Origin of the sequence: Novosphingobium umbonatum, assembly GCF_004005905.1 — a bacterium.
Taxonomy (GTDB): domain Bacteria; phylum Pseudomonadota; class Alphaproteobacteria; order Sphingomonadales; family Sphingomonadaceae; genus Novosphingobium; species Novosphingobium umbonatum.
The window spans coordinates 117,343-137,989 of the sequence record NZ_SACO01000010.1; the positions used below are offsets into that span (position 1 = coordinate 117,343).

18 protein-coding genes and 1 tRNA gene are annotated in these 20,647 nt (G+C 61.6%); 13 read left to right on the plus strand and 6 right to left on the minus strand.

Translation table 11 applies throughout. From position 1 onward, the window contains the following. Positions 1-87 precede the first annotated feature (87 nt). The 3 genes from EOE18_RS13180 to EOE18_RS13190 all read right to left on the minus strand — a co-directional run bounded on the left by EOE18_RS13180 (position 88) and on the right by EOE18_RS13190 (position 2,411). The gene (locus tag EOE18_RS13180; RefSeq protein WP_127710260.1) at positions 88-396 is read right to left on the minus strand and encodes a hypothetical protein; all 309 of its coding nucleotides are present in this window, start codon (positions 394-396) and stop codon (positions 88-90) included. A gap of 190 nt (positions 397-586) precedes the next feature. Further along, on the minus strand, positions 587-1,903 hold the full coding sequence (locus EOE18_RS13185) for a tyrosine-type recombinase/integrase (protein ID WP_127710262.1): 1,317 nt from the start codon (positions 1,901-1,903) through the stop codon (positions 587-589). Positions 1,904-2,337: 434 nt separating this feature from the next. After that, positions 2,338-2,411: transfer RNA gene (locus EOE18_RS13190), tRNA-Gln, on the minus strand. A 154-nt stretch (positions 2,412-2,565) separates the two neighbouring features. Here EOE18_RS13190 and EOE18_RS13195 point away from each other — a divergent pair. Together EOE18_RS13195 and EOE18_RS13200 are read left to right on the plus strand one after the other, a co-directional pair. After that, entirely contained in the window at positions 2,566-4,008 is a 1,443-nt protein-coding gene (locus tag EOE18_RS13195) for a Ppx/GppA phosphatase family protein (RefSeq protein WP_246027443.1), read from the plus strand. After that, positions 4,005-4,688 (plus strand): RlmE family RNA methyltransferase, encoded by a 684-nt coding sequence (locus tag EOE18_RS13200; RefSeq protein WP_127710264.1) that lies wholly within the window; start codon positions 4,005-4,007, stop codon positions 4,686-4,688. The genes EOE18_RS13195 and EOE18_RS13200 overlap by 4 nt, the downstream gene beginning before the upstream one ends. A gap of 54 nt (positions 4,689-4,742) precedes the next feature. Here the strand turns inward: EOE18_RS13200 and EOE18_RS13205 are convergent, their stop codons facing one another. Then, the gene (locus EOE18_RS13205; protein ID WP_127710266.1) at positions 4,743-5,360 is read right to left on the minus strand and encodes a c-type cytochrome; all 618 of its coding nucleotides are present in this window, start codon (positions 5,358-5,360) and stop codon (positions 4,743-4,745) included. Between the two features lie 214 nt (positions 5,361-5,574). On the opposite strand from EOE18_RS13205, the gene EOE18_RS13210 reads away from it, so the two are divergent. Beyond that, on the plus strand, positions 5,575-6,471 hold the full coding sequence (locus EOE18_RS13210; RefSeq protein WP_127710330.1) for a prephenate dehydratase: 897 nt from the start codon (positions 5,575-5,577) through the stop codon (positions 6,469-6,471). A gap of 54 nt (positions 6,472-6,525) precedes the next feature. Then, entirely contained in the window at positions 6,526-7,650 is a 1,125-nt protein-coding gene (ispG, locus tag EOE18_RS13215; RefSeq protein WP_127710268.1) for a flavodoxin-dependent (E)-4-hydroxy-3-methylbut-2-enyl-diphosphate synthase, read from the plus strand. A 1,227-nt stretch (positions 7,651-8,877) separates the two neighbouring features. Here ispG and EOE18_RS13220 read toward each other — a convergent pair. After that, on the minus strand, positions 8,878-9,876 hold the full coding sequence (locus EOE18_RS13220; protein ID WP_127710270.1) for an NAD-dependent epimerase/dehydratase family protein: 999 nt from the start codon (positions 9,874-9,876) through the stop codon (positions 8,878-8,880). 130 nt (positions 9,877-10,006) lie between these two features. Here EOE18_RS13220 and EOE18_RS13225 point away from each other — a divergent pair, with 130 nt between their 5' ends. The 5 genes from EOE18_RS13225 (at position 10,007) to EOE18_RS13245 (ending at position 14,130) form a co-directional block, all read left to right on the plus strand. Continuing rightward, positions 10,007-10,552, plus strand: coding sequence for a TadE/TadG family type IV pilus assembly protein (locus tag EOE18_RS13225; RefSeq protein WP_127710272.1), 546 nt, complete (start codon positions 10,007-10,009; stop codon positions 10,550-10,552). Beyond that, positions 10,552-11,088, plus strand: a complete 537-nt coding sequence (locus EOE18_RS13230; RefSeq protein WP_127710274.1) for a TadE/TadG family type IV pilus assembly protein — start codon at positions 10,552-10,554, stop codon at positions 11,086-11,088. Before EOE18_RS13225 ends, EOE18_RS13230 begins: the two co-directional genes overlap by 1 nt. Continuing rightward, complete coding sequence (locus EOE18_RS13235; RefSeq protein ID WP_127710276.1) at positions 11,085-12,614, plus strand: pilus assembly protein TadG-related protein; 1,530 nt, start codon at positions 11,085-11,087, stop codon at positions 12,612-12,614. Before EOE18_RS13230 ends, EOE18_RS13235 begins: the two co-directional genes overlap by 4 nt. Positions 12,615-12,652: 38 nt before the next feature. Then, on the plus strand, positions 12,653-13,594 hold the full coding sequence (locus EOE18_RS13240) for a DMT family transporter (protein WP_246027444.1): 942 nt from the start codon (positions 12,653-12,655) through the stop codon (positions 13,592-13,594). A 200-nt stretch (positions 13,595-13,794) separates the two neighbouring features. Continuing rightward, positions 13,795-14,130 (plus strand): hypothetical protein, encoded by a 336-nt coding sequence (locus tag EOE18_RS13245; protein ID WP_127710278.1) that lies wholly within the window; start codon positions 13,795-13,797, stop codon positions 14,128-14,130. 162 nt (positions 14,131-14,292) lie between these two features. Here EOE18_RS13245 and EOE18_RS13250 read toward each other — a convergent pair whose 3' ends face one another. Next, positions 14,293-15,111, minus strand: coding sequence for a Rossmann-fold NAD(P)-binding domain-containing protein (locus tag EOE18_RS13250; protein ID WP_127710280.1), 819 nt, complete (start codon positions 15,109-15,111; stop codon positions 14,293-14,295). Between the two features lie 63 nt (positions 15,112-15,174). Here EOE18_RS13250 and pepN point away from each other — a divergent pair, with 63 nt between their 5' ends. The 4 genes from pepN (at position 15,175) to EOE18_RS13270 (ending at position 20,647) form a co-directional block, all read left to right on the plus strand. Next, on the plus strand, positions 15,175-17,790 hold the full coding sequence (gene pepN / locus EOE18_RS13255; RefSeq protein ID WP_425464298.1) for an aminopeptidase N: 2,616 nt from the start codon (positions 15,175-15,177) through the stop codon (positions 17,788-17,790). Next, on the plus strand, positions 17,783-18,550 hold the full coding sequence (gene pgeF / locus EOE18_RS13260; RefSeq protein ID WP_127710284.1) for a peptidoglycan editing factor PgeF: 768 nt from the start codon (positions 17,783-17,785) through the stop codon (positions 18,548-18,550). Before pepN ends, pgeF begins: the two co-directional genes overlap by 8 nt. Before the next feature lie 230 nt (positions 18,551-18,780). After that, entirely contained in the window at positions 18,781-19,356 is a 576-nt protein-coding gene (gene petA / locus EOE18_RS13265) for a ubiquinol-cytochrome c reductase iron-sulfur subunit (RefSeq protein WP_127710286.1), read from the plus strand. A 10-nt stretch (positions 19,357-19,366) separates the two neighbouring features. Beyond that, positions 19,367-20,647 (plus strand): cytochrome b, encoded by a 1,281-nt coding sequence (locus tag EOE18_RS13270; protein WP_127710288.1) that lies wholly within the window; start codon positions 19,367-19,369, stop codon positions 20,645-20,647.

Here is a 20,647-nt window from a genome sequence, read left to right on the forward strand (position 1 = left end):
CTCCGAGGTTTGGCGGGGCAGCGGGTCGGAGTTCCCGCGTTTGGCTGGCCAGCCTAGCCCCGCCCAATTCGTAGCACTGATACTGAGCTATTTGCTATACGCGGGGGAGAGAAGGCGGCGGTAATCCGCAACTGTCTGTGCTAAGAACTCGGCGCCCCAATTTTCGCAGCCGCTGTTGCTCACGCTTCCAAGCAATTGATCCAGCTTCCATAGCAGTGCGGCATTGTCAGGCGCTGGCATTCCCATCAAAACGGCCCATGCACGGCGCGCGCGCTGGCTGCGGCGCTCCTCTTCATCCTCGGTTTCAGGCCGACCAATGTCCAGCGTAATTGAATTGAACTCCCAATCCGACATTGCGGCTAGCCATGGCAGGCAGCGGTCGTCATCAGCGATCATACTACCCAGCCCATGCAAGATGCCAAACTCGTTACCGTTATGCTCGCCAATGGCTGGTGGGGCTGCCGGTGAGGGGGGCGTAATGCTAGAGGTAAGATCTTGGTTGGCCATGTCTTCTACTCTTTTTGTCCGTTGATGTTATGGCCAGCCGGAAACTCGGGGGTTTCAGAAGGCCAGTTAGTGTTCGCGGTCAGCTCCCTGAAACTCTTTGTAGCGGCACTACATTGCCAGCCCCGACGGATAGCGATGGGGCCGCGAATTGTCCCCACGCTTCCATCAGTGCGCGGCGCATTTCGAGCATATCGGTGCGTAAATAAGCTCGATCAGTTGCGCTACCAACCGCATGAGACAGTGCCATTTGTGCGACCATGAAAGGTATATGGGGCATCCGTTCGGCTGCCCAATCGCGGAAGCTGGAACGAAAACCATGGAGCGTTTCGCCCCGTTTTGCTTGGCGCAGCACCTTGGTCAGCGACATGTCGGACAGTGAGCCGTCACGAACGCCTCGAAAGATCAGGCCAGAGCGCAGTTCTTTGGGTGTGTATTGCTCTAGTAAGGCAATTGCCGCGCTAGATAGGGCAACGTCGTGCGCCCGTTGCTTTTTCATGATGTCGGCGGGGCAATGCCATTCGCGCGCCTCAAGGTCTATCTGCTCCCAAGTAGCCTTGCGCACGGCACCCGAGCGGGAAGCGGTGAGGATTGCAAACAAGGTCGCGGCGCGGCTGGCCCCCAGTTCTTTGCCCAGTTCGTTCCCTATAAATACCGGAACATCAGCATAGGGCATAGCTTCGAAATGTCCGCCAGCCGCTTGCTTCGGCAGACCTGAACGCATTTCCCGCGCATCGGGTGGTGCTTCGGTTCGCCAGCCACGCGACTTGGCGAATGCCAAAACCATGCCGATGCGGTGGCGCACTTTGCTGGCGGTTACGGCCTTCTCGGTCCAGATTGGCGCCAGCGCCAGAATGATGTCATTCGCGCCAATCGCATCGACACGGAGTGCGCCCAGCTTGGGCACCGCGTGAAATTCCAGTGACGCGAGGAATGCCTTGGCTGTCTTATCGTTCCAGCCAGACTTGAGGGCGTCATGCGTCGCGGTGACTGCCTCGGCGAAGGTCGGGATAGCCTTACGTTCACGGTCACGCTCCAGCACAGGGTCTGCGCCTGCCTTGGCAAGCTTGCGCAGCGCAGCGGCCTTCTCGCGAGCTTCCGCCAGCGTCAGCACCTTGCGGAGCATCAGGGGCAGTTCTGTCAGCCTGCTGTCGTTCTGCGGGAATGCGCGGCGCCCTGCCCCCTCGGTGTCGGCGGAACCTAGTCCAATGTCACGGCGGCGCGGTTTGCCACTTGCCGTCTTACCCTCTTGAACGCGCAGCACCCAATTGCGGGCACCTGACGGGGCAACCACCAGCATCAGGCCCATGCCATCGACTAGCACGCGCTTGCGTGGCTGTCCGTCGATCCCAATAATTGGCTTGGCATTTCGCACTTCGGTTACAGTCAGCTTTCCCATCGCATTTCCCACACCTTTCCCCACACATTATGGCGGCTTGTGGCGAGTGTCAACGGAGCTTGGCGAAGTTATCTTATCAAACAACTCTGAATATATGGGAGTTTTCGAAGTTCTGCGAAGGGCTGTGAATTAGAGTAATATTCCGGCTCGGGCCTCCATTTCTGCCAATGGCTTGGGCAAATGCCAAGCTTTCGTGCGCGGGGAGTGATGCGCCTTTGCTGGCCCTGTGCTGTATCTTGGGCGCCCTCGACCAATTCTGAAAATAGCCAATTTTGCTGGTATCAAGCCAGTGCTGGTCTGACGCGTTGCGCGACCATGCGATGCTCTAACCTGGCTATCGAGGGCTATCTGTTGATCGAGGGATTTGTCCCCTGTCGGGATGGGGGTGCTCTACGCAGAGCGTGCCAAGCTTGTGATGTCACTGAGCTGGAAAATGGATGCCCTGCAAGGATTCGAACCTCGATAGACGGAATCAGAATCCGTAGTCTTACCATTAGACGACAGGGCATCACTGCGTCGGTGGAGGCGCCTTTACTGGGCGATTCCAGCAAGGTCAACCCCTTTTTTGCATCAAGCCTTGCCCCTTGGCGGTCGCAGCGCTAGGTTGCGCGTCAATGACACTGGCCCTTTGCCAGAACTGATAGATTCGAGTGATACAAAATATGGCGGAACAGCTTCCGCCGGATGCGCTGGCCAATGGGCCCCTGCGCGGAGATACGCCGAGGCGCCGTGGGCGCCGGAACCGGCGCAAGGCTTCTCCGTCGGGCCAGATGGCGCGCAGCACCGGTGAGTCACCGGAAGGCCCTGACCGGCCTCCGGCGAGCAATGCGGGAGGGGCGCAATCCGCGTCCGATCCCAATGCTTCGGGCCGCAGGCGGCGCGGTGGCAAAAGGCGCGGACGCAAGGAAGCGGCCAAGGAGCGCGAGGCCCGCCATGTGGCGCGTATGGCTGAGGCGCAGGCTGCGCGGGCGGCACGGCCTGCTGGTGCCAAACCGGCGGCCAAATCGCGCCCGCAGGCGGCCAAACCCCAGCCATCCAGACCGACCCCTCCGGTTGGCGTTCCCCCGCGCCTGCCGCCCTTGCCCGCAGGGGCAGGGCAGGGGTTGCAACAGCATTCCTTCGCCGCGATCGACCTTGGCACAAACAATTGCCGCCTGTTGATCGCGCGGCCTTCGGGCGATTCCTTTGTGGTGGTCGATGCGTTCAGCCGCGTGGTGCGGCTGGGCGAGGGGCTGGCGCAGACCGGCCGCCTGTCCGATGCGGCGATGGAGCGGGCCTTGGGCGCGCTGCGCATTTGCGGCGAGAAATTGCGGCGGCGCGGGGTCACTCTGGCGCGTTCGGTGGCGACCGAGGCCTGCCGCCGCGCCAGCAACGGGCCGGAATTTATCGAGCGAGTGCGGCGGGAAACCGGCATCTGGCTGGATATTATCTCGGCACGTGAAGAGGCGCGTCTGGCGGTGCTGGGCTGCCATATATTGCTGGAGCCGGGTCCGGGGCCGGCCCTGGTGTTCGATATTGGCGGCGGCTCGACTGAGCTGGTGTTGATCGACCATGACGAACCGGGCGGCGCGCCGCGCATTCTGGACTTCGTGTCGATCCCCTATGGCGTGGTGTCCTTGACCGAAAGTTGCCAGCCAGAGCGCGACAGCGTCGAGGCCCGTGCCGACCGCTATGCCGAAATGCGCGGGCGGGTGGCCGATGGCTTTGCCGAATTTGCGGGGCGTCTGGCCCCCTTGCGGCAAAGGCTGATCGATGACCATGGTGCGCTGCGCCTGCTGGGCACCAGCGGCACGATCACCACTTTGGCCAGCGTCCATCTCGACCTGCCCCATTATGACCGCTCCATGGTGGATGGCTGCATCGTGCCCACCCACCGCATGCGTGACATTTGCCAGATGCTGGCCACCCGCTCGCTTTATGGGCGGCGCGAAGTGGCCTGTATCGGGCGTGAGCGCGCCGATCTGGTGGTGGCCGGTTGCGCCATTCTGGAATCGATTCTCGACCTGTGGCCTGCCGCGCGCCTTGGCGTGGCCGATCGCGGCATCCGTGAAGGCATTTTGCGCAGCCTGATCGGGATCACTCCCAGCCTAGGAGGCCATGCATGAGCCGTTCCGGACGCGACCCCGTTACCCGCCTGAAAAATGCCAAGGGCCGCACGGCCAGCCAGACCCGCTGGCTGCAAAGGCAATTGAACGACCCCTATGTGAAAAAGGCCAAGGCCGACGGCTATCGCAGCCGCGCCGCCTATAAGTTGATGGAGTTGGACGACAAATTCGGCCTCGTCAAAGGATCGCGCCGCGTGGTGGACCTTGGCGTGGCGCCCGGTGGCTGGACGCAGGTGGTGCGCCAGCGTAGCCCGCAGGCGGCGGTTGTGGGCATCGATTTGCTGCCCACCGATCCTATTGAGGGGGCGGTGCTGTTCCAGATGGACTTTATGGCCGATGAAGCGCCCGATGTTTTGATGGAAGCCTTGGGCGGCGCGCCCGATCTGGTGATTTCCGACATGGCGGCCAATACGGTGGGGCATAAGCAGACCGACCATTTGCGCACCATGGGCCTTGTGGAAACGGCGGTGGATTTCGCCTGCCTCAATCTGGCGAAGGGCGGGGCCTTTGTGGCCAAGGTGTTTGCCGGTGGCACCGATCCGGGGCTGCTCAATATTTTGAAGCGCAATTTTGCCAGCGTGAAGCACGCCAAGCCGCCGGCGAGTCGCAAGGATTCGTCCGAATGGTATGTGATCGCGCAAGGCTTCAAGGGCCGCGCGGAAGCTGAACCGGAAGAGTGAGGCAAAAAAGGCCCCGAAGGTTGCGAAAAACCTTCGGGGCCTTTTTTATGGCTTTCAGGCCGGAGCCTTGGCCTCGCCGCTGGCGGCCTCCGCTGGGGCTGCATCACCCGCAGGCGCTGCTGCCGCAGGCGCTGCTGCCGCAGGGGCTGCGGGCAGGGGCAGGTTGGAACCTTGCGCGTTGAGATAGACCATCAGCGCCGCGCGATCTTCCGCCGATTCGAGGCCGGCAAAGGTCATCTTGGTGCCCTCGGCAAAGGCGCGGGGGTTCTTCAGCCATTCATTCATATTGGCGAAGTCCCACTTGCCGCCCTTGCCAGCAAGGCCCGCCGAGAAGGCAAAGCCGCCGCGACCCTTGCCGATTTCGTCACCGAAAATGGCATAGATGTTGGGGCCAATGCCATTGGCGCCGCCTTGGGTAATCGTGTGGCAGGATGCGCATTTCTGGAAGACCTGCGCGCCCTTGGTCGCGTCGGCCTTGGCCAGCAATTCCTCGATCGGCGCTTCGGCAGGGCCTGCCTTTACATCCGATACGCCCGCAATGGGATGGCCCATAACCTCGGGGCGATTTTCTTTATCGGCATGGAAATAATGCCCGCTCAGGCTGGCCAGACCCAGCCCGACCACCGCGCTGCCCAGAACCCAACCGGCGATGGTATTAAAACGATCGCTCATCGCAAATGCCCCGTCCCATTTCTGCTGTTGGGCGGAAGGCCCAAAGCTGTTTTGCCCTCAAGCTTAGAGAGCGTCAAACCCAAGCGCAAGGTGCTATTCGCACCAGTTTCCAGCATAAGCTTCAACCCCGCCCGACTGCTATGGGGAGCAGCAGCCGATCAGGGTCAAAGCCCACTGGCGCTGGCCGGAAAAACCGCCTATGCGCAGGCCCGCTATGCACAGCTATCCAACGCCCGCTCTGATCCAGGTCAAATCTCTGACAGCTTTGGCAGAAAGTGACCCTTCCAACGCCATCGCCTTTCAAGGCGCGCCCGGCTGCAATTCGCACCGCGCGGCTTTGGAATATGCGCCCGATTGCGCGCCTTTGCCGTGCTACAGTTTTGAGGATGCGTTGGACGCGGTGAAGGAAGGCCGCGCCGATCGCGCGATTATTCCCATCGAAAACAGCCAGAACGGTCGTGTGGCCGATATGCATTTCCTGCTGCCCGAAAGCGGATTGTCGATTGTGGACGAGCATTTCCTCTCGATCCGCCATGCACTGATGGCTCTGCCCGGCGCGAAGGGGCCGTTTGCCGCCGCCTATTCCCACCCGCAGGCGCTTGGCCAATCGCGCCATTTCCTGCGCGAGCGGGGCATTGTGCCCATGGCCTATGCCGATACGGCGGGGGCTGCGGCCTATGTGCAGGAAATGGGCGACCCGCAGGCCGCCGCCATTGCGCCCGCGCTGGCCGCAGAGCTTTATGGGCTGGATATTATCCAGAACAATGTCGAGGATGCGGCGGATAATACCACGCGCTTTGTCGTGCTGTCCCGCGCGCCTTTGGACCCTGCCACCATCACCGGCACGGCGATGACCACGTTTATTTTCGAGGTCCGCAATGTGCCCGCCGCGCTGTTCAAGGCTTTGGGCGGGTTTGCCACCAATGGCATCAGCATGGTCAAGCTGGAATCCTATCAAAAGGGGGCCAGTTTCGAGGCCACGATGTTCTATGCCGATGTGCTGGGCAAGCCGGGGGAACCCGCCTTTGACCGAGCGCTGGAGGAGCTGGCCTTCCACACCAAGTCTTTGCGTCTTTTGGGCAGCTATGCCCAGGAATTGCCCAGAGGGTAAGCTTGGAACTGTAACCTCGATCGCCTAAATTGCTGCCGAGTAAAGGAGTCCCCCATGTCGTCAGTCCGTCCTTGGCGTGATATTGCCCGCCGCGAATGCCGCCAGATCATGGTGGGCAAGGTGCCCGTTGGCGGCAATGCCCCGATCGCGGTGCAGACCATGACCAACACGCTGACCAGCGATGCGGCGGCCACGATTGCCCAGATCCGCCGTTGTGAAGAAGCGGGCGCGGATATTGTGCGCGTGTCCTGCCCCGATGTGGAATCGACCGCCGCCTTCAAACAGATCGTGCGCGAATCGAATGTGCCTTTGGTGGCCGATATCCATTTCCATTATAAGCGCGCGCTGGAAGCGGCGGACGCGGGCGCGGCCTGTTTGCGGATTAACCCCGGCAATATCGGCGGTAGCGACCGCGTGGCCGAAGTGGTGCGCGCGGCCAAGGCCAATGGCTGTTCGATCCGCATTGGCGTGAACGCCGGTTCGCTCGAGCGCGACCTGCTGGAAAAATATGGCGAGCCTTGCCCCGAAGCCTTGGTGGAAAGCGCGCTGGACCATATCAAATTGTTGCAGGACCACGATTTCCACGAGTTCAAAGTGGCGGTCAAAGCGTCCGACGTGTTCCTTGCCGTGGCCGCCTATATGGGGCTGGCCGAGGCGGTGGATTGCCCGCTGCATCTGGGCATTACCGAGGCGGGCGGCTTGATCGGCGGCACGGTGAAAAGCTCCATCGGCATGGGCAACCTGCTGTGGGCCGGCATTGGCGACACGATCCGCGTCTCGCTCTCCGCCCCGCCGGAGGAAGAGGTGCGCGTGGGCTTTGAAATGCTCAAAGCGCTGGGCCTGCGCACGCGCGGGGTGCGGGTGGTGTCCTGCCCATCCTGCGCGCGGCAGGGGTTTGACGTTATCAAGACCGTGGAAGCGCTGGAAAGCCGCCTGTCGCATATCAAGACGCCGCTCTCGCTGTCCGTGCTGGGCTGCGTGGTCAACGGGCCGGGCGAGGCGCGCGAGACCGATATCGGCCTGACCGGCGGCGGCAATGGCAAGCATATGGTCTACCTCTCCGGCGTGACCGACCATACCGTGCAGAGCGAGGATATGCTGGAGCATATCGTCAAGCTGGTGGAGGCCAAGGCGGCCGAGATCGAAGCGGCTAATGCTGTGGCGGAAGTGGCCGAGTGATTTAGGATTGTTCGCAGGGGGCGGCGGCCCCCTGCACCCCCGTTACGTCTTCCGGCGATAGGCCGTGTCGGGCGGATAGGGCTGTGACGGGCAGGCAGGTTTGCGCCTCCGCTGGCCAGTGCGGATCTTTTTTGGCCTGCGCCGCGCAATCCGAAGGACTGGCCGGTGGCTTGGGCCGCCTGGCTTTGGTTAGCGCGGGCGGCGGGTCTTGCGCTTTTTCCATCGCGAATGGCTTCGGCAAAGCTGCCAACCGAAGCTCGGCCCTGCCAAACGGGCAGCCATAGGGTCGGGCTCGCAGATCGCCCATGGCCGTTTCATCCCGCCGGTGCTTGCTGGCGGTTTGTGCCTGATCGCGGGCATCACCCCACCATCCCACGCCCCAAACCACCCGCCAGTCCCTCTCCCCACCCCTCCCTTTGCGCATCTTGGGTTGGGTAGGTGTTCGCGGTTTATCCGATATGGTTTGTTGTAGGAAAGGGGGGAAATGCTGCGCATGGTTTTTTCGCAGCCATTTGCCTCCGGCGGGCAAAGGGCGGGGGCCCTTTGCAATCCCGTTAATGGGGTGGGGCGCCTTGCTGTCGTGATGAAAGGGGGAGGCCAAGAGTGACTGTTAAGCCGCTTCGCGGGAAGAAAAGAGACTTTCCGGATACGGTGCTATTGCGGACGTTCATGCGCGCATGTTATCTCGTTAAAATGCTCTGGTGGGATTGGTCGTGGAAACAAAGGGGAAGCACGTTGGCCTGCTTCCTCGCAATTGCAATGGCCCCGTGCCTTTTATTCGGCGGATCATCATTTGGTTGGCGAGCGGTAATTGGGGGAACCGCGTTCCTCTTAATACCACAAATCGTGGGATGGCTCCTTTTTGTAGGATTAAGGACTGGTATCATGCCAGCACGGGGCGGGAAAGTTGAACGGAATAGCTCCCCGTTCGGGTTTTGGACGTTAGCCATTGCATACGGAGGGCTTCTTGGATTGTATGGCTGGATTTTAGTTATGGTTCTCTCTGATTTGGTCTCAGGCCGATAAGGAAGTCCGCTCCCCCTAATTTCCGGCCATACCCCCGCCGCGCAGCGGCTTTCAAAACAAGCCATAGAGCAATGTGGCCGACGAAGCGCCAACCATTATCGGGATTGCAAAGGGCCCCCGCCCTTTGCCCGCCGGAGGCAAAAACTCAAACCGCCGGAGGCGCCGAAGGCCATTCAAACACCCCCAGCGCCCCGCCAGATATCAAACCCCGTGATACGCACGATACCACTCGACGAACTTGGGCACGCCGACTTCGATGGGGGTAGTTGGCGAATAGCCCAGATCGCCCGCGATGGCGTCGATGTTGGCGTAGGTGGCCTGGACGTCACCGGCCTGCATGGGCTGGAAGTCGATGACGGGTTTGATGGAGAGGGCGTCTTCGAGGAGGGAGACGACTTTCATCAGGTGCTCGGAACGGTGGTTGCCGATGTTGTAGATGCGGTGGGGCTTGGTGGAGCCGCCAGCTTTGGGGGCGCCGTCGTCGGCGGGCGGGTTGTCGAGGCTGGCGATGACGCCGGCGATGATGTCGTCGATGAAGGTGAAGTCGCGGTACATGTCGCCGTTGTTGAACACTTTGATGGGTTCACCGGCCAGCATGGCGCGGGTGAAGAGCCAGAGCATCATGTCGGGGCGGCCCCATGGGCCATAGACGGTGAAGAAGCGTAAGCCCGTTTGGGGCAGGCGGAAGAGATGGGCGTAGGTTTCGCTCATCAGCTCGTCGGCCTTTTTGGTGGCGGCATAGAGGCTGACGGGTTGGTCGACGCGGTCTTCGACGGCGAAGGGCAGTTGGGTGTTGCCGCCATAGACGCTGGAGGAGGAGGCGTAGACGAGATGTTCGACGCCGCGATGGCGGCCGATTTCCAGCAGGTTGAGATGTCCGGCAAGGTTGGAATGGACATAGGCGTGGGGGTTCTGGATGGAATAGCGCACGCCCGCCTGCGCGCCCAGATGGACGATGCGGCTGAAACTATAGGGTTTTAGCGCTTCTACGGTGGCCTCGTAATGGCCGAAGTCCTGATGGAGGAAGATGAAGCGGTCGCCACCGGCCTCGCGCAGGGCTTTGAGGCGGTCTTGTTTCAGGCTGACCTGATAGTAATCGTTGAGATTGTCGATGCCGATGACGGTGTCGCCACGCGCCAGCAATTGCAGCGAGAGGCTGTAGCCGATGAAACCGGCAACACCGGTGACGAGTACCTGCATCGGGAAATCCTTTTGATCTTTGACGGGCGGTATAGGGGGTAAATCCTTATAACCTCTTGGGATAGTGCAAAAAGATCGGGCGGGAAACGCGGTTAACGCGATCTTTAGGCTTGGCCACGATATTTTCCTTATGGAAAGCCACCTAGCAGATTCGCGCCAGAGCCTAAGCGCCGCCTTGTGGGCTTGCCAGCGGGGCGGGCCTTTGGTGGAATTTGCGCTGTTCGGGCCGATGGTGATCGCGCTTTTGCTGGGCATTTTGCATACGGCGTTGATCTATATGGCGCAGCAGGGGCTGCAATCGGCGGCGGATATGGCGGGCCGCGTGGTGATGACGGGGCAGGCGCAGCAGGCGGGCATGACGCAGGCGCAGTTCAAGAGCGCGGCCTGCGCGGCTTTGCCTCCGTTCATGAGCTGCAACCGGCTGTATATTGATGCGCGCACGGTCACTTCCTTTGCCTCGGCCAATACGGGGGCGGTGACGCTGACCTATAATAGCAGCGGGGCGGTGACCAATACATTCAGCTATGATCTGGGCGGGCGGGACGACATTGTGCTGGTGCGGCTGATGTATCTGTGGCCGGTGGCCAATGGGCCTTTCGGGCTGAACCTGACCAATCAACAGGGCGGGAACCGGATGCTGGCGGCGGCCAGTGTGTTGAAGACGGAGCTTTATTGATGCGCCGTCTGATGCAGGATCAAAGCGGCTCGACGCTGGTGGAATTTGCGGTCAGCCTGCCGGTGCTGATCGGGCTTTATGTCTCGATCTTTACCCTGTCGGACCAGATGGCGGCCAGTCGCAAGGTGACCGCCACCACGCGCACGATCACCGATCTGGTCACCCGCTCGGTCAGCATTTCGACCGGCGGGCTGGACACGGTGCTGGCGGCCAGCGCGCAAGTGTTGGCGCCCTATGATCTGGCCGATGCCAGCGTGCGGGTGAGCCAATTGCAGGTGACCGGCACCACCAGCGCCCGCGTGGTCTGGAGTCAGGCGCGGGGGGGCACGGCTTTGACAGTGGGCGATACGGTGACTTTGCCCAGCGGAGTGGCGGCCACCAATGCCTATCTGATCATGGGGGAGGTCAATTACACCTATCACCCCGTGCTGAACACCGCCGCGCTGGGGATGGGCACCAGCGCCGATATGACCCTGTATGACCGAACCTTGATGAGCCCGCGCAACAGCGCGGCTGTGGGGCTGACAACATCATGAGCCGTTTCTGGAAGAAGCTTGCTGGCGATAGGCGTGGCAATATCCTGACCCTTGTGGCGCTGGCGATGGTGCCGGTCAGCTTTGCGGTGGGGTTTGGCGTGGATTATGGCCGCGCGATGAAATTGCAGGCGCAGATGAATGCCGCCGCCGATGCTGCCGCGCTGGTGGCGGTGTCCTCGCCGATGATGCAGGACCTGTCCTCCACCGCGACCACGGCGGCGCAGAATGCGGCCAAGGCGATGTTCAATGCGCAAGTGGCGCGGCTGGGCTCCAAGACCTATAATCCCAACACCGACCTGTCGGTGGCGATCACCACTACCGGCACGCTCAACAATGGCCGCCGCGTGGTGGTGCAATGGCGGGCGCAGGCGACGACATGGTTCGCGCGGCTGCTGGGCACATCGGCCTTGCCCATTTCGGGCAGCGCCAGTTCGCAGGCGATCAAGGCGCCCTATATGAATTTCTATATGGTGCTCGACACCAGCCCTTCCATGTTGCTGCCCACCACCACTTCGGGCATGACCACTATGCGCAATGCCACCAAGACCTATTCCTTCACCCCCTATGGCTGCGCCTTTGGTTGCCATATCAAGGTGCCCCATACGGTCAGCACCGATATCCGCGATCCTTCGGGGCGTCCGGTCTGGCTGGATACGTCGGGCAATGTGTTCCGCCTGACCAGCTATAGTTCCAGCACGGCGATAGGGCTCAATGCGGCGGGGCGTTCGGTAACGGTCACCGCTTTTCCCAATGGCTATTTTGCCGATAATTACTGGATCGCCAAGAATTTCGCCACCTATTGGGGCGTGCCCAATGTGGAGCTGCGCATCGACGCGCTGCGCACAGCGGCCCAGCAATTCATCCCCTATGCCGCAGCCCAAGCCGCCGACAAGGGCGTGACCTACAAGCTGCAACTCTTCGCTTTTGACTATACGCGGTCGGGCGCCAGCAATGCGGTGCGCACCATCACCAGCACCATGGCCGATATGGCGACGATGAGCAGCTCGGTGGTCCCCGATTTCTATGCCCAGCAGGATTATCTGGCCTCCAACGGCTGCCCCACCAGCACATTCTGCAACAATGATGCCTCGACCAATTTCAGCTCGATGCTGACCACCATGAACACCACCATGGCGACACCGGGCGATGGCACCACGCCGTCCAACCCGCAGGAGGTGATGTTTCTGGTGACCGATGGCATGTATGATGAAATGTCGGGCAGCACCCGCAGCTTTGCGCAATTGACCGCCGCGCATATTGCCAAGTGCAATGCGATCAAGGCGCGCGGCATCCGCATTGCGGTGCTTTATACCGAATATCATGCAGATTCGCTGATCGGGGTAAGTTGGGCGCCGACTTTGGCTGGGCCTGCCATCCCCAATATCGAGCCGCAATTGCAGGCTTGCGCCTCCACCGGATCGGATGGCTCACCGCTGGAATATAAGGTGGCGACCGACCAGAGCATATCGGACGCGCTGATCGCGCTTTTCGCGCTGACGGTGCAATCGGCCCATCTGGTGCAGTAAGTCCGCCGGACCTGCTACGCTTTCACGCGACTTGACGCATGGCAGGTCGGCCCTATGCCGGAGCCATGCCGTCTTCCAGCCCTTCCTCCCCGCGCCTGTCCGCGCAATCCTTGGCCAGTTTTGCCATTGTCAGCCTGATCTGGGGTTCGACATGGCTGGTGATCAAGGACCAGATCGCGCTGAGCGTTCCGGCATGGACGGTGACGTTTCGTTTCATGCTGGCGGCTTGCGGCATGGCACTGCTGGCGGCTGTGCGGGGGGAGAGTTTGCGGCTGGCCCCGCGCGGGCTGGCCTTGGCGGTGGTGGTCGGCCTGTTCCAGTTTTGCAGCAATTTCCAGTTCGTCTATGCCGCCGAGGCCTATGTGCCCTCCGGACTTGTCGCGGTGCTCTATGCCTTGATGATGGTGCCCAATGCGATTTTGGGGCGGATCGTGCTGGGCGCGCCTTTGCGGGGGCGGTTTCTGGCCGGATGCGCGGTGGCGATCGTCGGCATCGCGGTGTTGATCGGGCAGGAATATCATCTGCATGAGGGCGTCTCTGCCGCGCAGACGCTGCTGGGCGTGGGCCTGACCCTATGCGGGGTGATGAGCGCGTCCACCGCCAATATCATCCAGGCCACGCCCACTGGCCGCGCCCAAGCCGTGGTGCCGATGCTGGCCTGGGCCATGCTGGCGGGCGCGGTGCTGGATGGCGCCTTTGCCTATGCCACCCATGGCGCGCCGGTCATCCCGCAAGGTTGGCGCTTCTGGGGCGGGGTCGGCTGGCTGGCGCTGGGCGGATCGGTCGCCGCCTTCCCCATCTATTTCGCCCTGATCCGCCAGATCGGCGCAGGCCGCGCGGCCTTTACCAATGTCATCACGCCGGTAGTGGCCATGGCCCTGTCCACCTTTTTCGAAGGGTATCAGTGGACTTGGCTGTCGGTGGTCGGGTCTGTGGTGGCCATGGCGGGGTTGGTGATTGCTTTGACGGGGGGGCGGTAGGGTTTTGTTTTGCCTCCGGCGGGTTTTGTTTTGCCTCCGGCGGGCAAAGGGCGGGGGCCCTTTGCAATCCCTTTAATGGGGTAGGGTTTTGGTTCTGCGGTGGTGGTGCATGGGGTGTTAAGCCGCTTCGCGGGAAGGGACGAGACTTTCCAGATGCGGTGCTGTTGCGGACGATAACAGGGAATGATATTCTTTAAAGCATGTTTGATCCGGTTAGCGTCATGTTCCACTGCGGAGGCTGCCATTTCTGCGGCGAGCAGGGTTCATTAGGTTTCTACCTTTGCAATGATCAACAAACACTCATCATTCTTTGCGATGAGTGTAACACGGTTTACACGGCACCCGAAAAAATAGAACAAGGTATCTATTCTTATTTGGGAAGCCCGCCTGATTATCTGATTGAGGGGCTGGATGTTTCCGTGGTTGGAGGGCGAGATGCTACCCGCGACGAGATAAAAGCAGCGGGATGGCTCCATTACATTCAGGGACGACTTGCGTATAATGGCCGAAGATTGTGGTCGACTGCCGCATTTTAAGCGTCCGCTCCCCCTAACTTTCCGCACAAACCCCCGCCGCGCAGCGGCTTTCAAAACAAGCCAAAGAGCAATGTGGCCGACGAAGCGCCACCCATTAACGGGATTGCAAAGGGCCCCCGCCCTTTGCCCGCCGGAGGCAAAAAACGCCCGCGGCAAACAAACCTAAACCCCCGCTTCCTCATCCCAAATCGCCCGCAAGCCAGAGCGATAATCGCCAAACCTCGGCGCCCAGCCCAGCATACGCCGCGCCTTGCCATTGGCCACGCGGCGGTTTTCGGCATAGAAGGCGCGGCTGGCGGGGGGGACTTCTTGGGGGGAGAGCAGGGGCGGCAGCGGCAGGCCGGAGAGGCGGCAGGCTTCCTCGATCACGGCATTTTGCGGGGCGGGCAGATTGTCGGCAAGGTTGTAGGCGCCAGCTGGAGCGCCGGATTCCAGCGCCAGCAGGACGGCGCTGGCGATGTCTTCCACATGGATGCGGCTGAAGATCTGATCGGGCAGGTCGACGCGATGGGCGCGGCCCTCGCGCAACCGGTCAAAGGCAGAGCGTCCCCCCTGCCCATCGATAGGCGGGCCATAGATGCCGGGCAGGCGGAAGACTTGCGCGCCAAGATCCAGCCATGCGGCATCGGCCTGTGCGCGGGCGGCGCGGCGGCCGGTGCCGCCCTTGCCCACCACGGGCGCGCTTTCGTCCACCCATGCCCCGCCGCAATCGCCATAGACGCCGGTGGAGGAGAGATAGGCCAGCCTCTTGCCTTTCAACGCATCCCCATAGGCCTCCAGCACCGGGTCTAGCCCTTGGGCAGGCGGCACGCTGGAGAGGATCGCATCGGCACCTCCGATCGCCGCCAGCACGGCGGGCGCATCGTCAAAGCGCAAGGTGCCATCGCGTCCGGTGGCGGTGATGCGCCAGCCTTGGGTAAGGGCGGCGCGGGCAATGGCCTTGCCGGTATAGCCAAGGCCGAAGATCAGCAGCTGTTTCATCCGAAAAACACGTAATGCTTTTGAGTGGAAAAGGGAAATGCTTGGCGTAAAAGGGGCGCCATGATGGATGCACAGAACTCGCCCGCCGCCCCCGCTTCGCCTACCGTAATCCGCCGCGAGGATTATCAGCCGCCGGTCTGGCTGGTGCCCGAGGTAGAGCTGGATTTCCAGCTGGGGCTGGAGGAAACGCGGGTGCTGTCGCGGTTGAAGGTGCAGCGCAATCCGCAAGGGGCAGGCGATCAGGTCATCACGCTGAAAGGCGATGGGCTGGTGCCTTTGGTGGTCAGCGTGGATGATGTGGTGCGCAATGACTGGCGGATGGAGGGCGATGATCTGTTGATCGAGCTGTCCGATGATGCGCATGAGATCAGCATTGAAACGCGGATCAGCCCTGCGGCCAACAGCCAGTTGATGGGGCTTTACGCTTCGGGCGGGATGCTTTGCACCCAATGCGAGGCCGAAGGCTTCCGCCGCATCACGTTCCACCCCGACCGCCCCGATGTGCTCAGCATCTATCGCGTGCGGATGGCGGGGGACAAGGCGACCTTCCCCGTGCTGCTGTCCAACGGCAATCCGGTGGCCAGCGGCGAGGCGGAGAATGGCACGCATTGGGCCGAATGGCACGATCCATGGCCCAAGCCTTCCTATCTGTTTGCGCTGGTGGCGGGCGATCTGGTGGCGACGACCGACCATTTCACCACGATGGAGGGGCGGCAGGTCACGCTCAACATCTATACCCGCGCAGGGGACGAGGGGCGCACCGGCCATGCCATGCGCAGCCTGATCAATTCCATGAAATGGGACGAAGAGGCCTTTGGCCGCGCCTATGACCTTGATCTGTTCAATATTGTGGCCGTGTCCGATTTCAACATGGGGGCGATGGAGAACAAGGGGCTGAACGTCTTCAACACCCGCTATGTGCTGGCCGACCCCGAAACCGCCACCGATGGCGATTTCGACGCGGTGGAAGGCGTGATCGGGCATGAATATTTCCACAATTGGTCGGGCAACCGCATCACCTGCCGCGACTGGTTCCAGCTGAGCCTGAAGGAAGGCTTCACCGTGCTGCGCGACCAGATGTTCAGCGCGGCGATGGGCAGCGCGCCGGTGAAACGCATCGAGGATGTGCGGGTTTTGCGCAGCGCGCAGTTCCCCGAGGATAGCGGGCCCTTGGCCCATCCGATTCGCCCTGATTCCTATCAGGAAATCAGCAATTTCTACACGGCGACCATTTATAACAAGGGCGCCGAGGTCATCCGCATGATGCAGGTGATGGCAGGCGAAGAACGCTTCCGCGCGGGCACCGACCTCTATTTCAGCCGCCATGATGGCGAGGCGGCCACTTGCGAGGATTTCATCAAGGCGATGGAGGATGGCGCGGGGCTGGACCTGACGCAATTCCGCCTGTGGTATGCGCAGGCGGGCACGCCCAAGGTTTCGGTCCGGCTGGAGCATGGCGGCGATGTGGCGCGGCTGGTGCTGAAGCAAGAAGTGCCGGTGACGCCGGGGCAGCCGGTGAAGCAGCCGGTGCCGATCCCCTTGCGCGTGGCCCTGTTCGACCCCGCCACGGGCCAGCATCGCGGTGAGCAGCTGGTGGTGCTGACCCAAGCGGAGGAGAGCTTCAGCTTTGAAGGCTGGGGGCAAAAGCCGGTCTTGTCGATCAACCGTGGCTATAGCGCGCCGGTGACGATCGAGGCCGATACCGGCCTTGCCGATCTGGTGTTCCTTGCCGCGCATGATGATGATCCCTTTGCCCGTTACGAGGCGATGCAGAGTCTGATGGTGCAGCATCTGGTGGCGGCGGCCAGCGGGCAGTTGGGCGATAGCGCCCGGGCCGAGGGCCGCGCCGCGATTGCGGGGGCCTTGGCGGCGATTCTGGCCGATGAGGCGCTGGATGATCTGATGCGCGGCGAATTGCTGATCCTGCCCAGCCAAGCCTATCTGTCCGAACAGATGGCGGTGGTCGACCCCGGCCTGCTCCATGCCGAGCGGGAAGGGTTGAAGGCATGGCTGGGCGAGGAATTGGCACCGGCTTTCGAGGCGCTGCATGATCGCGCCAGCGCAGTGCCTTTCGGGCTGGATGCGGCGGCCAAGGGCGCGCGCAAGGTGAAAACGCAGGCTTTGGTCTATCTGGCCGCGGGCAAGCCGGAGGAAGCGGCCATCCGCGCCGCCGCGCAATATGATGCGGCCAGCAATATGACCGACCGCCAAGGCGCCTTGATGGTGCTATGCGGGCTGGAAACGCCTCTGCGCGATGAAAAGCTGGCGGATTTCCATGCGCGCTATGCGGGCAATGCGCTGGTGATCGACAAGTGGTTCAGCCTGCAGGCCGGATCGCTGCACAAGGATGTGTTGGCCCATGTGAAGGCCTTGGCCGAACATCCCGATTTCACCATGCAGAACCCCAACCGCGTGCGCTCGCTCTATATGGCGCTGGCGGTCAATCCCGGCGGGTTCCACCATGCCAGCGGCGAGGGCTATCGCCTGATCGGTGATCTGATTCTGGCGCTGGACCCGATCAATGCCCAGACGGCGGCGCGTTTCGTGCCTGCCTTGGGCCGTTGGCGCCGGATCGAGCCGGTGCGCGCGGGGCTGATGAAGGCGCAGCTGGAGCGGATTGTCGCGGCGGCAGGCCTGTCGAAGGACACGTTTGAACAGGCGAGCAAGAGCCTTGGTTGAGGCTGCTGTCGAGGTCATCCGTGCCGAGGCGTTGAACGGCCTGCCCCATGGCTTTCTGGGGCGGCGCGGGGGCGTGTCGACCGGATTGGTCGCGGGGCTGAATGTCGGCCTTGGCAGCGCGGATGATCCGGCGGCGGTGGCGGAGAATCGGCGGCGGGCGGCGGCGGCTGTTTTGCCCGATGCGCGGCTCGTCACCTGCTATCAGGTGCATTCCGCGCTTTGCGTCGAGGCGGGGGAATGGGCGGATGATGCCCGCCCCCATGCCGATGCTCTGGTCACCAACCGGCGCGGGCTGGTGCTGGGGATTCTGACCGCCGATTGCGCGCCGGTGCTGTTTGCTGATGTGCAGGCGGGCGTGGTGGGCGCGGCCCATGCGGGGTGGAAAGGCGCCTTTGGTGGCATCTGCGAAGAAACCATATCCGCGATGGAGCGTTTAGGCGCCCGCCGCGAGGATATTTGCGCCGCCATCGGCCCCTGTATTGCACAAGCGAGCTATGAGGTGGACGAGGCCTTTCGTGACCGCTTTCTGGCGCAGGACAGCGCCCGCGCCATGCATTTCGTGGCGGGGCGAGAGGGGCGCTGGCAGTTTGATCTGGAAGCCTATGTGTCTGTCCGACTGGCGGAATCCGCAATCGGGCGTATCGAAAGGCTGGGTTTGGACACTTATGCGGCGCCGGATCGATTCTACTCCTTCCGCCGCTCTACCCATCGCGCAGAGCCCGATTACGGCCGCCAGATCAGCCTGATTGGCCTGCCATAAGCGTCTAGTTCCAAGGAACTTGTTGCGGTGCGGCGGAAAAGGGCAGAGAAAAAGGCGGTTGGCAGGGGCGGTTTTGATGTTTATCAATCCCAAAAAAGCCCACAACCCTATGGAGCGTTTCGTAGGAGAGTGTGGGACGAGGGGATACCTGAGTTACCTGCTTTCAAAATAATGGGCATTGACGTTTCTGCGGCCCGCAGAAGTGATTTGGTGCAAGGCAAGGGGCAACCATGACAGACACTGCTGTTGCTGATAATCCCGCACAATCCGGACCGGAGTCCGGAGACGGTGTGCGTCGGCGGGATTTCATTTATGTCGCCGCCACCAGCGCGGCAGGGGTAGGCGCAGCCAGCGTCCTGATCCCGCTGGTCAGCCAGATGGCGCCTTCGGCGGACGTTCTGGCCGAAAGCTCGACCGAATTGGACATTGGTTCGATTCAGCCCGGGCAGGCTATCAAGGCCGTGTTCCGCAAACAGCCGGTGTTTGTCCGCCGTCTTACGCCCAAGGAAATTGCCGAGGCGAAAGCTGTGCCGGTCGACTCTTTGCGCGATCCGCAAAGTCTGGAAGACCGCACCAAGAAGGGCAAGGAAGAATGGCTGATCACCATGGGCGTCTGCACCCATCTGGGCTGTGTGCCTTTGGGCACCGGTGAAGGTGAAGTGAAGGGCGAGTTTGGCGGCTATTTCTGCCCCTGCCATGGTTCGGTTTACGATACCGCCGCCCGCATCCGCAAAGGCCCCGCTCCCAAGAATCTGGAAGTGCCGCCTTATGAATTCACCTCCGACACAGTCGTGAAGATCGGTTGAGGACGACGCCATGAGCTTTCCCTGGGCCAATGAATATAAGCCGAGCCACCCGGCGATGGTGTGGCTGGACGAAAAGCTGCCTTTGCCGCGTTTCGTCTTTAACGCGGTGGGTGCGGGCTATCCCGTGCCGCGCAACCTGAATTACATGTATAATTTCGGTGTGCTGGCCGGCGTCTGCCTGATGATCCAGATCATCACCGGCGTGGTGCTGGCGATGCATTATGCAGCCAACACTGGCGTCGCTTTTGATTCTACCGAACATATCATGCGCGATGTGAACTGGGGCTGGCTGCTGCGCTATGCCCATGCCAATGGCGCCTCGGCCTTCTTTGTGGTGGTCTATTTCCACATTTTCCGCGGCTTCTTCTACGGTTCGTATAAAGCCCCGCGCGAGATGATCTGGTTGATCGGCGTGCTGATCTTCCTGCTGATGATGGCCACCGCTTTCATGGGCTATGTGCTGCCCTGGGGACAGATGTCCTATTGGGGCGCCAAGGTGATCACCGGCCTGTTCGGCGCGATTCCCTTGGTGGGTGAGCCGATCCAGACGTGGTTGCTGGGTGGTTTCGCGCCTGATCAGGCTGCGCTCAACCGCTTTTTCAGCCTGCACTTCCTGCTGCCCTTCGTCATTCTGGGCGTGGTGATCCTGCATATCTGGGCGCTGCATATCCCCGGTTCGACCAATCCCACGGGCGTCGAAGTGAAGCAGGAATCGGACACGGTTCCCTTCCACCCCTATTACACGGCCAAGGACGGTTTCGGCTTGGGCGTGTTCCTGATCTTCTATTGCGCCATGGTGTTCTTTGCGCCCAATGCGCTGGGTCATCCGGACAATTACATTCCGGCCAACCCGATGCAGACCCCTGCGCATATCGTGCCCGAATGGTATTTCTGGCCCTTCTACGCCATCCTTCGCGCCTTTACGCAGGATTTCCTGTTCATCCCCGCCAAGCTGCTGGGCGTGCTGGCGATGTTCAGCTCGATCCTCGTGTGGTTCCTGCTGCCCTGGCTGGATAACTCGCCGGTGCGTTCGGGCCATTTCCGCCCCACTTTCAAGAAGTTCTTCTGGCTGCTGGTGGTGGACGTGGCGGTGCTGGGCTATTGCGGCGGTTCGCCTGCCGAAGAACCCTATGTGATCATCAGCCAGATCGCGGCGCTCTATTACTTCGCCCATTTCTTCATCGTGCTGCCGATCGTTTCGATGATCGAAAAGCCGCTGCCGCTGCCTTTCTCCATCACGGAAAGCGTGTTGGGCAAGGATGACGCTGCAACCGTGGCTCCGGCCGAATAA

Excerpts from the sequence above, each read along its gene's own strand:
- EOE18_RS13220 (WP_127710270.1), bottom strand. The coding sequence starts at position 9,876 with ATGCAGGTACTCGTCACCGGTGTTGCCGGTTTCATCGGCTACAGCCTC.
- EOE18_RS13250 (WP_127710280.1), bottom strand. The coding sequence starts at position 15,111 with ATGAAACAGCTGCTGATCTTCGGCCTTGGCTATACCGGCAAGGCCATT.
- EOE18_RS13210 (WP_127710330.1), top strand. The coding sequence starts at position 5,575 with ATGCACAGCTATCCAACGCCCGCTCTGATCCAGGTCAAATCTCTGACA.
- EOE18_RS13235 (WP_127710276.1), top strand. The coding sequence starts at position 11,085 with ATGAGCCGTTTCTGGAAGAAGCTTGCTGGCGATAGGCGTGGCAATATC.
- EOE18_RS13245 (WP_127710278.1), top strand. The coding sequence starts at position 13,795 with ATGTTTGATCCGGTTAGCGTCATGTTCCACTGCGGAGGCTGCCATTTC.
- EOE18_RS13205 (WP_127710266.1), bottom strand. The coding sequence starts at position 5,360 with ATGAGCGATCGTTTTAATACCATCGCCGGTTGGGTTCTGGGCAGCGCG.
- EOE18_RS13185 (WP_127710262.1), bottom strand. The coding sequence starts at position 1,903 with ATGGGAAAGCTGACTGTAACCGAAGTGCGAAATGCCAAGCCAATTATT.
- EOE18_RS13230 (WP_127710274.1), top strand. The coding sequence starts at position 10,552 with ATGCGCCGTCTGATGCAGGATCAAAGCGGCTCGACGCTGGTGGAATTT.
- EOE18_RS13200 (WP_127710264.1), top strand. The coding sequence starts at position 4,005 with ATGAGCCGTTCCGGACGCGACCCCGTTACCCGCCTGAAAAATGCCAAG.
- EOE18_RS13180 (WP_127710260.1), bottom strand. The coding sequence starts at position 396 with ATGATCGCTGATGACGACCGCTGCCTGCCATGGCTAGCCGCAATGTCG.
- petA (WP_127710286.1), top strand. The coding sequence starts at position 18,781 with ATGACAGACACTGCTGTTGCTGATAATCCCGCACAATCCGGACCGGAG.
- ispG (WP_127710268.1), top strand. The coding sequence starts at position 6,526 with ATGTCGTCAGTCCGTCCTTGGCGTGATATTGCCCGCCGCGAATGCCGC.
- pepN (WP_425464298.1), top strand. The coding sequence starts at position 15,175 with ATGGATGCACAGAACTCGCCCGCCGCCCCCGCTTCGCCTACCGTAATC.
- EOE18_RS13270 (WP_127710288.1), top strand. The coding sequence starts at position 19,367 with ATGAGCTTTCCCTGGGCCAATGAATATAAGCCGAGCCACCCGGCGATG.
- EOE18_RS13195 (WP_246027443.1), top strand. The coding sequence starts at position 2,566 with ATGGCGGAACAGCTTCCGCCGGATGCGCTGGCCAATGGGCCCCTGCGC.
- EOE18_RS13240 (WP_246027444.1), top strand. The coding sequence starts at position 12,653 with ATGGCAGGTCGGCCCTATGCCGGAGCCATGCCGTCTTCCAGCCCTTCC.
- EOE18_RS13225 (WP_127710272.1), top strand. The coding sequence starts at position 10,007 with ATGGAAAGCCACCTAGCAGATTCGCGCCAGAGCCTAAGCGCCGCCTTG.